Here is a 14,003-nt window from a genome sequence, read left to right as displayed (position 1 = left end):
GAATATTTATGAAACAATCTTTTTTACTTATCCCCGTTGTTGCTGCCGTGCTCGCAGGTTGTAGCAGTAATAATTCTGCGCCTGTCGAAGATGTTGACGGTACATTAACACCGGGAATTATGCAGTCCGTCGGTAATAGTGCAAATTCCACCTGGGAACCACAGGTACAACAACAACAAATGCCTTCCGATATGATGGCGACACCGGCAGCACCGCAACCACAAGCTCAACCGGTTCAATCTCAGCCGGTGCAAACTCAACCGACTTATCAACAACCACAACCTGTTGCAGCACCAACACCGGCACCTCAACCGGTAACAAAACCGGCTGCGAAAAAAGCGGTTTCTCAAGATTTTACTATTCCACGCAATCCACAAACCAATGCGCCTGACTATAGCAAAATTGATAAAGGTTTCTATAAAGGCGACAGTTATACTGTACGTAAAGGCGATACAATGTTCTTAATTGCCTATATTTCCGGTATGGATGTGCGTGAATTGGCAGCATTAAACCATATTCCCGAACCTTATAAATTAAGTGTCGGTCAGAAATTACGTATTAGTAACAATGCGGCGGAAAGTAATGAAACTATTGCGGCAACCACAACGACGACATCAACTACAACCGCCGCTGCCGCACCGGCGCAACCAGCCGTCACTTATACACCGGGTCCGAATGGTACCGCTTACGGCTCTGACGGCACGGTCATTGGTCCAATTAAATCTACTGCCGGCACAATGCCGACAACCAGCAACAATTCCGTCAATACCGTTCCGGTTGAACCGAAGCCAACGACCACCGTTAACCAGGCGCCACGTAATGTTGAGCCGGTTGCCGTTAATAACAGTAACATCACTTGGATTTGGCCGGCAAAAGGCAACATTATTCAAGGTTTCTCCAACAGCGATGGCGGCAATAAAGGGATCGACATCGGTGGTTCTCGCGGACAAGCCGTTTATGCAGCCGCACCTGGACGCGTTGTTTATGCCGGCAATGCATTGCGTGGCTACGGTAACTTAATCATCATTAAACACAATGATGATTACCTCAGTGCTTATGCGCATAATGAATCGATCTTAGTAAAAGATCAGCAACAGGTAACCGCCGGTCAACAGATCGCAAAAATGGGAAGTTCCGGAACCAACAGTGTTAAATTACACTTTGAGATTCGTTATAAAGGCAAATCGGTCAACCCAACCAATTACCTACCAAGAAATTAAAATGACAAACGGTATCGCCAAGATACCGTTTTTTATTGCAAAAAATAGCGACACTAATGCGCTAAGGAGTTTTTTAATGAAAAAAATCACAATTATCAGCGGCAGTACTTTAGGCGGTGCGGAGTATGTTGCCGAACATTTAGAAGACTGTTTACAGCAGCAAGGTTTCAAAACCAATTTATTTCACGGCCCTGATGAGTTAAATCAGGTGATCGAGGATAAAAACTGGCTGATAGTCACATCTACACACGGTGCCGGTGATTTGCCCGATAATTTACAACCGCTTTTTGAACAGATTAATGAAAAAAAGCCGGATCTTTCCGATCTGCGCTTTGCTGTGGTCGGTTTGGGTAACAGTGATTATGATACCTTCTGTTTTGCGGTAGATCGGGTTGAAACCGAACTTACGCAATGTCACGCCGTAAAGATCTGTCCTTCATTGCGAATTGATATGTCAGTTTGTACCGATCCGGAAACTGAAGCGGAACAGTGGCTGCCAAATTTGCTTAATAATTTTGCCTGATCTGCCGTGATCGCCTGTGGATAACCTGATGAATTTCCGTTATATAAACTGTTTTATTACTGAATATAACTTTTTGCTCAAGATCATCTGTGGAAAAAACCGCATTTTATCCACAGGAAAGATCACATTTTCACTGATGATCTTCACAAATTAAAAAAGATCCTAAGCTATTAAGATCACTGTAAAAACGGCACTTTCTCACAAGGATCTAAGGCACTAATAATAACAATAATAAAAAGATCTCTATATAAAGATCTATTTTATTATTAGCGATCCTGTTCGTGATCCTAAAAAATTAATTTTTAACAGATCCTCAAATTTCAGTTAAAATAGCCAAATTTTCTTATCACAATTCAATTTTCAAATTTTAGGTTTTTTATGCTTTATCCAAATCAATATGATGTCATTGTTGTCGGTGGCGGTCACGCCGGTACAGAAGCGGCTCTCGCCCCGGCAAGAATGGGTCTAAAAACATTATTAATCACACATAATATAGATACATTAGGTCAGATGTCTTGTAATCCGGCAATTGGCGGCATCGGTAAAGGACATCTCGTTAAAGAGATCGATGCTTTAGGCGGTTTAATGGCTCACGCAACCGACCAAGCCGGAATTCAGTTCAGAACATTAAACAGCAGCAAAGGGCCGGCAGTAAGAGCAACCAGAGCGCAAGCAGATCGTGTTTTATATCGTCAAGCAGTAAGAACTGCATTGGAAAAACAGCCTAATTTAGATCTTTTCCAACAAGAAGTAACCGATATTCTGATTGAAAATGGCCACGTTAGCGGCGTGAGTACCAAAATGGGCTTAACCTTTAAAGCTAAAGCAGTAGTATTAACGGCAGGCACGTTTTTGGCGGGTAAAATTCACATCGGTCTGGATCATTATGAAGGGGGACGTGCCGGCGATCCTGCATCGGTTCGTTTAGCGGAACGTCTTCGTGATCTTGATCTGCGCGTAGCCAGATTGAAAACCGGTACGCCACCGCGTCTTGATGCCAGAACTATCGATTTTTCCGTGCTGAAACAGCAACACGGTGATGAAATTCTGCCGGTATTTTCCTATATGGGAAGTGTTGATGAACATCCACAACAAGTGCCTTGCTACATCACACACACTAATCTTAAAACACACGATATTATTCGTGCCAATTTAGATCGCAGTCCAATGTATACAGGGATCATTGAAGGGGTTGGGCCACGTTATTGCCCTTCGATCGAAGATAAAGTAATGCGCTTCGGTGATCGCAACGGCCATCAGATCTTCTTAGAACCGGAAGGTTTAACCAGCAATGAGATCTATCCGAACGGCATTTCCACCAGCCTGCCGTTTGATGTGCAAATGGGCATCGTTAATTCAATGCAAGGTTTGGAAAATGCCCGAATTGTTAAACCGGGTTATGCGATCGAATATGATTTCTTTGATCCGAGAGATCTAAAACCCTCTTTAGAAACGAAAGCGATCAACGGTTTGTTCTTTGCCGGACAGATCAACGGTACCACCGGTTATGAGGAAGCGGCGGCGCAAGGTATTCTGGCAGGTTTAAATGCCGGTTTACACGTACAGGATAAAGAGGCGTGGTATCCACGTCGTGATCAAGCTTATATCGGTGTATTGGTTGATGATCTCTGCACCTTAGGCACAAAAGAGCCTTATCGTGTCTTTACTTCGCGTGCGGAATATCGCTTATTGTTACGTGAAGACAATGCCGATTTACGTTTAACCGCTATTGGTCGTGAGCTTGGTTTGGTTGATGATGCGCGCTGGGCAAGATTTAATCAAAAATTAGAAAATATCGAGTTAGAGCGTCAACGTTTAAGACAGATTTGGATTCATCCGCGCTCCGAATATTTGGATGAGGTCAATGCTGTATTGAACTCACCGTTGATGCGTGAAGCGAACGGTGAAGATCTGCTACGCCGTCCGGAAATGGATTATGAAAAATTATGTCAATTAACTCCTTTCCAACCGGCAATGCAAGATAAAGAAGCGGTGGAACAGGTTGAGATCTCAATTAAATATCAAGGTTATATTGAACATCAAAATGAAGAGATCGAACGCCATAAACGCCACGAAAACACCTTAATTCCGGCTGAATTTGATTATTCCGCCGTTGTCGGTTTATCTAATGAAGTGAGATCCAAATTGGAACAGCACCGACCGGTTTCCATCGGACAGGCTTCGCGTATTTCCGGCATTACTCCGGCAGCTATTTCAATTTTATTGGTCTATTTGAAAAAGCAAGGAATGCTGAAACGTGGTGAGTAAGATGTTATTGCAAAAACTGACGCAATTATTATCGATTGCCAACATTTCCTTGACCGATCAGAAAAAGTCTCAATTAGTGAAATTGGTTGAGCTTTTGCATAAGTGGAACAAGGCATATAACCTTACTTCAGTGCGTGATCCGCAAGAGATGCTGGTGAAGCATATTTTAGATAGTTTGGTGGTAAGCCGTTATTTGGTTGGCGAACGTTTTATTGATGTCGGTACCGGGCCGGGATTGCCTGGCTTGCCGTTGGCGATTGCTAATCCGGATAAAACATTCTATCTACTGGACAGTTTAGGTAAACGCATCAGTTTTATTCGTAATGCAGTCAGAGAATTGGGTTTAACAAATGTTGAACCTGTTTTAAGCCGTGTTGAGGAGTATCAACCGGAGCAAAAATTTGATGGAGTATTAAGTCGTGCTTTTGCTTCTTTATCTGATATGACGCAATGGTGCCGGCATTTACCGAATGAAAATGGCGTTTTTTATGCGTTAAAAGGGCAATATCAAACGGAAGAAGTCAAAATGCTAAGTAATGACTTTCAAGTGATTGATGTTGTTACGTTAGACGTGCCGGAATTAGAGGGTGAACGGCATTTGGTCAAAATAAAAGGTATTGCATAATTTTAACAAAAAGAGATTTTATGCAAAAAGGCAATCAAAAAGTTAAATTTTTTATCAAAAATGTTAACTGCGTAACACTTTTATAGTATTAAATCGATTGCATAAAATCATAGTCCTCGTATAATTGGGAAGTGCGTAAACGGGTGTAATCCCTTGTGTTTTATGGGCAAAATCTAAACGATGTCTTTTTGGATCAATCATACAAAAACGCTCTATAAAAAAGTATTTTTAACGATGGCAATCATTATTGCTGTCGTTTTTATTGGATTATATTTTTTAAAGCCGAATTACGCCTTTTCTTATTTAATTGGTGCTTTGATTGGTTGGATTCCACAGATTCTGTTTGTTGGGTTTCTGATTTTTAAAGGGTTAAAAACAGCGCAAATAAATAAGGTTAAAGTGTTATACCAGGCTGAAATTTTTAAAATTTGTATAACTATTTTGTTTTTCGTGATGTTGTTTGTCTTTGACAAAACAGTGTCGCCATTAGGATTATTCGGTGGTTACTTGGGCGTAATCTTCTTGAATAATCTCTTGTTATTTCGTTTAAGAAACAGTAACAAGGTAATAAACTAGCATCTTAACAATCAGTAGGAACAAATATGTCTGCAGAAGGTTCATCTCTTACTTCTATGGAATATATTAACCACCACTTAGGCAACCTTAAAGCCGGTGAGGGTTTTTGGTCATTCCATTTCGATACTCTTTTATTTTCTATTATTTGCGGTGTTGCTTTTTTGTATCTGTTCTATCGTGTAGCACAAAAAGTAACAACCGGTAAACCAACAAAACTACAAGCAGCGGTTGAGATTTTGGTTGAGTGGATCAACGGCGTTGTGACCGAAAACTTCCACGGCAGTCGTAATGTTGTTGCACCGTTAGCATTAAGTATTTTTGTTTGGGTATTTTTGATGAATACCATCGACCTTATTCCGGTCGATTATCTGCCGAAACTGGCTGCTATTTTGTCCGGCAATGATGAAATTCATTTACGTGCAGTGCCAACCACCGATATGAACCTCACTTTCTCATTGGCTTTGGGTGTGTTTGTACTGATTATTTTCTACACCGTGAAATCTAAAGGGGTAAGCGGATTTGTTAAAGAATATACAATGCATCCGTTTAATCATTGGGCATTGATTCCTGTTAACCTTATTCTTGAATCTGTAACCTTACTTTCTAAACCAGTATCTTTATCACTCCGTCTTTTCGGTAATATGTATGCGGGTGAATTGATCTTCATTTTGATTGCTGTGATGTATTCCGCCAATATGGTTGTTGCCACAATGGGTATTCCATTGCAGATTATTTGGGCAATCTTCCACATTTTGGTCGTTACATTACAAGCATTTATCTTTATGATGCTTACCGTGGTTTATTTAAGTATTGCTTACAATAAATCGGAACATTAATTGATTTTTTTAACCTCAGCATTTTGCTGTTATCTTTAACCAAACTGGAGAAAAATATGGAAACTGTAATTAGTGCAACAATTATCGCTGCATCTATCATGTTCGCTTTTGCTGCTTTAGGTACCGCTATTGGTTTCGGTATCTTAGGTGGTAAATACTTGGAATCAGCTGCTCGTCAACCAGAGTTAGCCAACTCTTTATTGACAAAAATGTTTATCGTTGCTGGTTTGCTTGATGCGATTGCGATGATTGCAGTAGGTATCGGTTTATACTTTGCGTTTGCAAACCCATTCGTTTCATTGTTAGGTTAATACATAACGGGTTACTCTTTAATAGAGTAAATCAACCAACTTCAATAGGAGGTCCGTTGTGAATATCAACGCAACATTAATTGGACAAACAATAGCTTTTATCATCTTTGTATGGTTTTGCGTGAAATATGTTTGGCCACCGATTATTAAAGCTATCGAAGAGCGTCAATCACAAATTGCAAATGCGTTGGCTGCGGCTGAAGTAGCGAAAAAAGAACAAGCGGATACACAGGCACTGATTGAAAAAGAAGTGAATGCGGCAAAGACACAGGCTCAATCTATTATTGATGCTGCGAATCGTCGCCGTAATGAAATTTTAGCTGAAGTTCAAAATGAAGCAGAAACTTTGAAAGCGAAAATCGTGGAACAAGGTTATGCTCAAATTGAAGCTGAACGTAAACGTGTTCAGGAAGAGTTACGAGCTAAAGTGGCTTCTTTAGCGGTAGCCGGTGCTGAAAAAATTGTTGCCCGCAATGTCGATGAAGCCGCTAATAACGACATTATCGATAAACTCGTGGCTGAGTTATAAGGAAGGTAAGCTATGTCAGAATTTACTACAGTAGCTCGTCCTTATGCGAAAGCGGCTTTTGATTTTGCGATTGAACACGATCAATTAGCTCAGTGGCAAACAATGTTAGGTTTTGCGGCAGCTGTAGTTACTGATGATAGAATGCAAAATTTATTAGTCAGCGATTTATCAGCAAACAAAATTGCCGATATAGTGATTAAAATTTGCGGTGATCAGTTGGATAAATACGGTGAAAACTTTATCCGTATTATGGCTGAAAATAAACGTCTACAAGTTTTGCCGGCCGTGTTGGTACAGTTTAAAGAGTATGTGGATGACTATAAGTCAATCACAGAAGTTTATGTTACCTCCGCTTTTCCATTAAGTGATAAGCAACAAAAGAATATTATTGCTGCGATGGAAAAAAGGCTTGCTCGTAAAGTTAAATTAAATTGCAATGTGGACAGTACTTTAATTGCGGGAGCAGTTATTCGTACCGATGAGTTTGTCATTGATGGAAGTAGTCGTGGTCAAATTGCTCGTTTAGCTAATGAGTTGCAATTGTAAGAGGAAAAAAAGATGCAACTAAATTCTACAGAAATTAGTGAACTGATTAAAAAACGTATTGCCCAGTTTGAAGTCGTTAGCGAAGCACGCAATACTGGTACAATCGTTTCCGTGAGTGATGGAATTATCCGCATTCATGGTTTAACAGAAGTAATGCAAGGGGAAATGATTGCATTACCTGATAATCGTTATGCTATTGCACTGAACTTGGAAAGAGATTCAGTTGGTGCGGTAGTAATGGGACCTTATGCCGACTTGGCTGAAGGTATGGAAGTACAATGTACCGGTCGTATTTTGGAAGTGCCGGTCGGTCGTGGTTTATTAGGCCGTGTGGTTAATACATTAGGTCAGCCGATCGATGGTAAAGGTGAGATTGAAAACGATGGTTTCTCTCCGGTTGAAGTGATTGCGCCGGGCGTTATTGATCGTCAATCTGTTGATCAGCCGGTGCAAACCGGTTATAAAGCGGTCGACTCAATGATTCCAATCGGTCGTGGTCAACGTGAGTTAATTATCGGTGACCGTCAAACCGGTAAAACCGCATTGGCGATTGATGCAATCATCAATCAACGTGATTCAGGCATCAAATGTGTTTATGTCGCTATCGGACAAAAAGCTTCAACAATTGCCAACGTCGTACGTAAATTAGAAGAATATGGTGCGTTGGATAACACTATTGTTGTGGTGGCTTCAGCGGCAGAATCTGCAGCTTTACAATATCTTGCACCATATGCTGGTTGTGCAATGGGTGAATATTTCCGTAACCGTGGTGAAGATGCGTTAATCGTTTATGATGATTTATCAAAACAAGCTGTAGCATATCGTCAAATTTCATTGTTATTACGTCGTCCACCTGGACGTGAAGCCTTCCCTGGTGACGTTTTCTATCTACACTCTCGTTTATTAGAGCGTGCGGCTCGTGTTAATGCCGAATTTGTAGAACGTTTCACTAATGGTGAAGTTAAAGGTAAAACAGGTTCATTAACTGCATTGCCTATTATCGAAACTCAAGCGGGTGACGTTTCAGCATTCGTTCCGACTAACGTAATTTCTATTACCGATGGTCAGATCTTCCTTGAAACCAACTTATTTAACTCTGGTATTCGTCCGGCGGTTAACCCGGGGATTTCTGTTTCTCGTGTTGGTGGTGCTGCTCAAACTAAAGCAATGAAGAAATTGTCAGGCGGTATTCGTACTGCATTGGCTCAATATCGTGAATTGGCAGCGTTTGCGCAATTTGCTTCCGACTTGGATGATGCAACCCGTAAACAACTTTCTCACGGACAGAAAGTTACCGAATTGTTGAAACAAAAACAATATTCACCGATGACTGTGGCACAACAATCTTTAGTCTTGTTTGCTGTTGAATTCGGCTATTTGGATGATGTTGAGTTAGACCGTATTGGTTCATTTGAGTCTGCATTATTGGAATATGCACAAAATAATTATGCAGAATTTATGCAAGAATTGACCAAAACCGGTAAATATGATGATGCAGTAAAAGATACCTTAAAGGCAATTTTAGACTCATTTAAACAAAACGGTGCTTGGTAATTACCATAGACGTAACGGAGAGATGAAATGGCAGGTGCGAAAGAGATAAGAACCAAAATCGCCAGTGTACAGAGTACACAGAAAATTACTAAGGCGATGGAAATGGTTGCTGCCTCCAAAATGCGTAAAACGCAAGAACGCATGTCTTCTTCACGTCCGTATTCTGACACAATACGTTACGTAATTAGCCATGTATCAAAAGGTAGCATTGGATATAAACACCCTTTCTTGGTTGAAAGAGAAATTAAGAATGTTGGTTACATTATCGTTTCAACGGATCGTGGATTATGTGGCGGTTTAAATATTAATTTGTTTAAACGTGCTATGAATGAAATGAAAGCGTTCAATGATAAGGGTGTCGGTGTTCAGCTAAGTTTGATCGGTGCTAAAGGAATTAACTTCTTCCAATCTTTGGGAATTGCGAAAGTGATTTCTCAAACTTCAGGAATTGGTGATACCCCTTCTGTGGAAGAGTTGATTGGTACTGTTAATACGATGGTGGATGCTTATAGAAACGGTGAGGTTGATGCGGTTTATCTCGTATTTAATAAATTTATTAATACAATGTCGCAAAAACCGACCCTTGAAAGATTATTGCCTTTACCTTCAATGGAAAACGATCGTTTACAAAAAGGTATTTGGGATTATATCTATGAGCCAGATCCGAAAGTATTGCTTGATAGTTTATTGATTCGTTATATCGAATCTCAAGTGTATCAGGCAGCAGTAGAAAACTTAGCATCTGAGCAAGCGGCGAGAATGGTTGCAATGAAAGCTGCAACAGACAATGCGGGTAATTTGATTAACGAATTACAACTTGTTTATAACAAAGCTCGTCAAGCAAGCATCACAAATGAATTAAATGAAATTGTCGCTGGTGCGGCTGCAATTTAAAGTAGATTAGAGGAATGATAATGGCAACTGGAAAAATTGTACAAATCATCGGTGCCGTCATTGACGTTGAGTTTCCACAAGATGCTGTGCCAAAAGTGTATGAAGCATTAAACGTTGAAACCGGTCTTGTGCTTGAAGTGCAACAACAATTAGGTGGTGGTGTTGTTCGTTGTATCGCAATGGGATCTTCAGACGGATTAAAACGTGGCTTGTCTGTAACTAATACAGGCAGCCCAATTTCTGTACCGGTCGGAACAGAAACATTAGGTCGTATTATGAATGTACTTGGTGAGCCAATTGATGAACGTGGTCCTATCGGCGAAAAAGCTCGTTGGTCAATTCACCGTGCTGCACCAAGTTATGAAGAACAAGCAAACAGTACAGAATTGTTGGAAACCGGTATCAAAGTTATTGACTTGGTTTGCCCGTTTGCGAAAGGGGGTAAAGTTGGTTTGTTCGGTGGTGCGGGTGTAGGTAAAACTGTTAATATGATGGAACTTATCCGTAATATTGCGATTGAACACTCAGGTTATTCTGTATTCGCCGGGGTAGGTGAGCGTACTCGTGAAGGTAATGACTTCTACCACGAAATGCAGGAATCCAACGTTTTGGATAAAGTATCACTTGTTTACGGACAAATGAATGAGCCACCGGGTAACCGTTTACGTGTTGCGTTAACCGGTTTGACTATGGCTGAAAAATTCCGTGATGAAGGTCGTGATGTGTTGTTCTTCGTCGATAATATTTATCGTTATACCCTTGCAGGTACAGAGGTATCAGCATTGTTAGGACGTATGCCGTCAGCGGTAGGTTATCAACCTACTCTTGCGGAAGAAATGGGGGTTTTACAAGAACGTATTACTTCAACTAAAACCGGATCAATCACTTCCGTACAAGCGGTTTACGTTCCGGCGGATGACTTGACTGACCCATCTCCGGCAACAACCTTTGCTCACTTGGATTCAACTGTTGTATTAAGCCGTCAAATCGCTTCACTCGGTATTTATCCTGCGGTGGATCCGCTTGATTCAACTTCACGTCAATTAGATCCGCAAGTTGTTGGACAGGAACATTATGATGTTGCTCGTGGCGTACAGGGTATCTTACAACGTTATAAAGAATTGAAAGATATTATCGCAATTCTTGGTATGGACGAATTGTCTGAAGAAGATAAATTAGTGGTGGCTCGTGCACGTAAAATTGAACGTTTCTTATCACAGCCGTTCTTCGTTGCTGAAGTATTTACCGGTTCACCGGGTAAATATGTGCCATTAAAAGAAACAATTCGCGGCTTTAAAGGTATTTTAAACGGAGAATATGACCATATTCCTGAACAAGCGTTCTATATGGTTGGTTCTATCGATGAAGTATTAGAAAAAGCGAAAAAAATGTAATTGCTCCTAAGGCAAACAATCGCTAAGGAGATAACTAATGGCAACGTTTAACTTAACAGTTGTAAGTGCGGAAGAAAAAATATTTTCAGGTGTTGTTGAAAGTATTCAGGTTACAGGGAGCGAAGGTGAGTTAGGTATTCTCGCCGGGCATACTCCATTATTAACTTCGATTAAACCTGGCATCGTAAAAGTGATGAAAGAAGGTAAAGAAGAAGTTATTTATGTATCCGGTGGCTTTCTTGAAGTGCAACCGGGAAATGTGATTGTATTGGCGGACACTGCGATTCGAGGAGAAGAGCTTGATAAAGAACGTATCCTTGCAGCGAAACGCCGTGCAGAAGAAAATATTCGCAGTGCGCATAAGGATGGTAATTATGAGCTTATGGCTTCTAAACTTTCCAGAGAACTTGCGAAATTGCGTGCTTATGAACTCACAGAAAAATTAGTCAAAAATAAACGCTAATTTTTAATATTGAAAAAACCGGTTATAGCGATATAGCCGGTTTTTTTATTTAAAATAATCATTTGTTTATTTTTTCTAGCATATGCCACACAGATCTTGCTATATGCCAAGCCATTACAGGAGGAACAGCATTACCTATAGCTTTATAAGCAGAAGAAGCACTAGCAGTAAAGATAAAATTATCAGGAAAGGATTGTAATCTACCACATTCTCGAACACTTAAACGTCTCCAACCATTTATATCATTCTCGTCTTCAAGAAGTGTACGATAATGTGCTTCTATATTTCCATGATGTTCGGCTCTTATTGTAGGTGAAGGTTTATCTGCTATAATTCTATTATTACCTTGCATTTTTTTTCCTAAATAGAATTTAGCTTTTGAAATATCTCTGATAGTATGATTAGGAATAGATGCATTTATTAGATCCCAAAGATCATCTATCCCTTGTTTAGCACTTATCCATTTAGGTAGATCTATTCCAGATTCACTAAATTGTGGCTGTGGATATACTATATCATTAATGTTCCCTAGATCATTTCTAATACCTATAATGATAACTCTTTTCCGAACTTGCGGAACTCCATAATCTGCAGCATTTAAAATATGATATTCGGTGTGATAACCGACATTTTGGAAATCTTTTAAAATAATATCTAAAGCAGATTCTATTTTTTGATTAGTATGGGTCTTATTAGCATTACGAATACCATCAACATTTTCTGCAACGAAAATTTTAGGCTTATAATGTTGAATAACTCTAATCATTTGTTTATATAATTGTCCTCTAGGATCGTTTAATCCTTTTCTTTTACCTGCATAACTGAAACTTTGACAAGGGAATCCTCCTAAAATAACATCGATTTTTTCTTTAGGTAAGTCTTTATCTAGATCTAAATCTAGAATACTTTTTTGATTAACCTTATGATGAAAATTACTTTCATAAATTTCAGCAGCTTGTTTAAAAATGTCATTAGCAAAAAGGATATCAAATGGATTTTTGCTATAATAATGTTCCAAGAATTGAAAATCACCTTTAAATCCAAGATCCATACCGCCTAGACCGGAGAAGAGACTTATAACATTATACCTAACTTTAGGTGTATTAAATGGAGTATTTAATGTATCGATTGTATTCATATATGAACCTCTATTAAGGATAAATTATGATTGAAGAATTGTTGTGTTTACTAAAACAAAGTATAGAAAATCGTCTAAATTTAGATAAAAAATTCACTGAAAGTAAAGGAGAGAAAAATGGATTTGAATTATTAGTTTGTGATGTATTAGATACATTAAAACATCATAATATAAAAAATATTCGGTTTGAATATGAATCCCATTTTTCACATCATTTTCCTGATCTATCTATTGAAATAGATAATAAAAAATATGGAATTGAATTAAAAAGTAGAAATTCGTTAACTTGGACAACTAATGGTAATTCTATATTTGAAAGTATTAGTGATATTGAATATGAAGAAATTTATTTATTTTTTGGAGCATTGGATACTTCAAAAAATTGTTTTCAAATAAAGTATGCACCATATTGGAAAACAATAAGTGATATAAAAGTAACACATAGTCCACGTTTTTTTATTAATATGAACTCATTAAATGAAAAAAATATTTTTACATCAAACGAAGAATATTTTGAACTTAGAAGTTTAACTAAAGAAGAAAAGAATCAATTTGTTTCAAACAAATTAAGAGAAAGAACATCAGAATCTCAATGGTATTTACCAGATAATGAAATTCAGCCTATATTATTTTCTTCTTTAAATGATAAAGAAAAAGGGAATATTATTTCTGAAATATTTATTTTATATAGTCACGAATTGTTAAAAACAGTAAATGGAAAAAACGATCAAGAAACTGTAAGAGCTGATTATAACAATGCAACATCATATATAATCTCTGAATATTACTACTATAGCCCTAACTTTAGAGATATATTCTCCGCTGGAGGAAAGTTCTTTTTTAAAGAGCAAGTTTATCCAAAAGTATTTAAAACTTTAGCAGATAATCTACCCAATATAGTTAGTATTCTTAAATCGTGTAACGATGAATTAAGAATAAAATATCAAAAAAATTGGTCTAAATATAATATTTGTTGTAAATCAAATGATAATTTAATTGAGGAATTTTTTCTTTATTTAGACCAAATAGGTAGACAATATTATTCCCACACATTAAATGGAAAAACTTTATCAAGTTTGATTCTGGAGATGAATACTACCAAATAAAACATATTGCGTCAATTACC

At 38.5% G+C, this 14,003-nt stretch carries 15 protein-coding genes; 14 read left to right on the top strand and 1 reads right to left on the bottom strand.

All coding sequences use genetic code 11. The features are described from left to right. Window positions 1-8: 8 nt before the first annotated feature. The 13 genes from nlpD to A3EO_RS0100145 all read left to right on the top strand — a co-directional run bounded on the left by nlpD (window position 9) and on the right by A3EO_RS0100145 (window position 11,739). Complete coding sequence (nlpD, locus tag A3EO_RS0100205; protein WP_018345479.1) at window positions 9-1,220, top strand: murein hydrolase activator NlpD; 1,212 nt, start codon at window positions 9-11, stop codon at window positions 1,218-1,220. Window positions 1,221-1,296: 76 nt separating this feature from the next. Further along, entirely contained in the window at window positions 1,297-1,743 is a 447-nt protein-coding gene (mioC, locus tag A3EO_RS0100200; protein ID WP_018345478.1) for an FMN-binding protein MioC, read from the top strand. Between the two features lie 378 nt (window positions 1,744-2,121). After that, on the top strand, window positions 2,122-4,011 hold the full coding sequence (gene mnmG / locus A3EO_RS0100195) for a tRNA uridine-5-carboxymethylaminomethyl(34) synthesis enzyme MnmG (RefSeq protein ID WP_018345477.1): 1,890 nt from the start codon (window positions 2,122-2,124) through the stop codon (window positions 4,009-4,011). 1 nt (window position 4,012) lies between these two features. Further along, window positions 4,013-4,636 (top strand): 16S rRNA (guanine(527)-N(7))-methyltransferase RsmG, encoded by a 624-nt coding sequence (rsmG, locus tag A3EO_RS0100190; RefSeq protein WP_018345476.1) that lies wholly within the window; start codon window positions 4,013-4,015, stop codon window positions 4,634-4,636. 180 nt (window positions 4,637-4,816) lie between these two features. Beyond that, the gene (locus A3EO_RS0100185; RefSeq protein ID WP_018345475.1) at window positions 4,817-5,212 is read left to right on the top strand and encodes an ATP synthase subunit I; all 396 of its coding nucleotides are present in this window, start codon (window positions 4,817-4,819) and stop codon (window positions 5,210-5,212) included. A 26-nt stretch (window positions 5,213-5,238) separates the two neighbouring features. Beyond that, window positions 5,239-6,048: a F0F1 ATP synthase subunit A gene (gene atpB, locus A3EO_RS0100180; RefSeq protein ID WP_013746003.1), complete on the top strand. Its 810-nt coding sequence runs from the start codon at window positions 5,239-5,241 to the stop codon at window positions 6,046-6,048. A 56-nt stretch (window positions 6,049-6,104) separates the two neighbouring features. Further along, complete coding sequence (gene atpE, locus A3EO_RS0100175; RefSeq protein ID WP_013746002.1) at window positions 6,105-6,359, top strand: F0F1 ATP synthase subunit C; 255 nt, start codon at window positions 6,105-6,107, stop codon at window positions 6,357-6,359. A gap of 58 nt (window positions 6,360-6,417) precedes the next feature. Beyond that, window positions 6,418-6,888: a F0F1 ATP synthase subunit B gene (atpF, locus tag A3EO_RS0100170; protein ID WP_013746001.1), complete on the top strand. Its 471-nt coding sequence runs from the start codon at window positions 6,418-6,420 to the stop codon at window positions 6,886-6,888. A 12-nt stretch (window positions 6,889-6,900) separates the two neighbouring features. Then, complete coding sequence (atpH, locus tag A3EO_RS0100165; RefSeq protein ID WP_018345474.1) at window positions 6,901-7,434, top strand: F0F1 ATP synthase subunit delta; 534 nt, start codon at window positions 6,901-6,903, stop codon at window positions 7,432-7,434. A 12-nt stretch (window positions 7,435-7,446) separates the two neighbouring features. Then, window positions 7,447-8,988: a F0F1 ATP synthase subunit alpha gene (atpA, locus tag A3EO_RS0100160; RefSeq protein ID WP_013745999.1), complete on the top strand. Its 1,542-nt coding sequence runs from the start codon at window positions 7,447-7,449 to the stop codon at window positions 8,986-8,988. 27 nt (window positions 8,989-9,015) lie between these two features. Next, window positions 9,016-9,882, top strand: a complete 867-nt coding sequence (atpG, locus tag A3EO_RS0100155) for a F0F1 ATP synthase subunit gamma (RefSeq protein ID WP_013745998.1) — start codon at window positions 9,016-9,018, stop codon at window positions 9,880-9,882. 20 nt (window positions 9,883-9,902) lie between these two features. Further along, on the top strand, window positions 9,903-11,276 hold the full coding sequence (gene atpD, locus A3EO_RS0100150; protein ID WP_013745997.1) for a F0F1 ATP synthase subunit beta: 1,374 nt from the start codon (window positions 9,903-9,905) through the stop codon (window positions 11,274-11,276). Window positions 11,277-11,313: 37 nt separating this feature from the next. After that, window positions 11,314-11,739, top strand: coding sequence for a F0F1 ATP synthase subunit epsilon (locus A3EO_RS0100145; RefSeq protein ID WP_013745996.1), 426 nt, complete (start codon window positions 11,314-11,316; stop codon window positions 11,737-11,739). Between the two features lie 58 nt (window positions 11,740-11,797). Here the strand turns inward: A3EO_RS0100145 and A3EO_RS0100140 are convergent, their stop codons facing one another. Further along, window positions 11,798-12,877: a DNA cytosine methyltransferase gene (locus A3EO_RS0100140; RefSeq protein WP_018345472.1), complete on the bottom strand. Its 1,080-nt coding sequence runs from the start codon at window positions 12,875-12,877 to the stop codon at window positions 11,798-11,800. A 26-nt stretch (window positions 12,878-12,903) separates the two neighbouring features. Here A3EO_RS0100140 and A3EO_RS0100135 point away from each other — a divergent pair, with 26 nt between their 5' ends. Further along, a complete protein-coding gene (locus A3EO_RS0100135) occupies window positions 12,904-13,983 on the top strand; it encodes a hypothetical protein (protein ID WP_018345471.1) in 1,080 nt (359 codons plus the stop codon). The last annotated feature ends 20 nt before the right edge of the window (window positions 13,984-14,003 follow it).

This window comes from Gallibacterium anatis DSM 16844 = F 149 (genome assembly GCF_000379785.1).
Classification (GTDB): domain Bacteria; phylum Pseudomonadota; class Gammaproteobacteria; order Enterobacterales; family Pasteurellaceae; genus Gallibacterium; species Gallibacterium anatis.
This window is presented reverse-complemented; position numbering and strand designations above follow the sequence as displayed.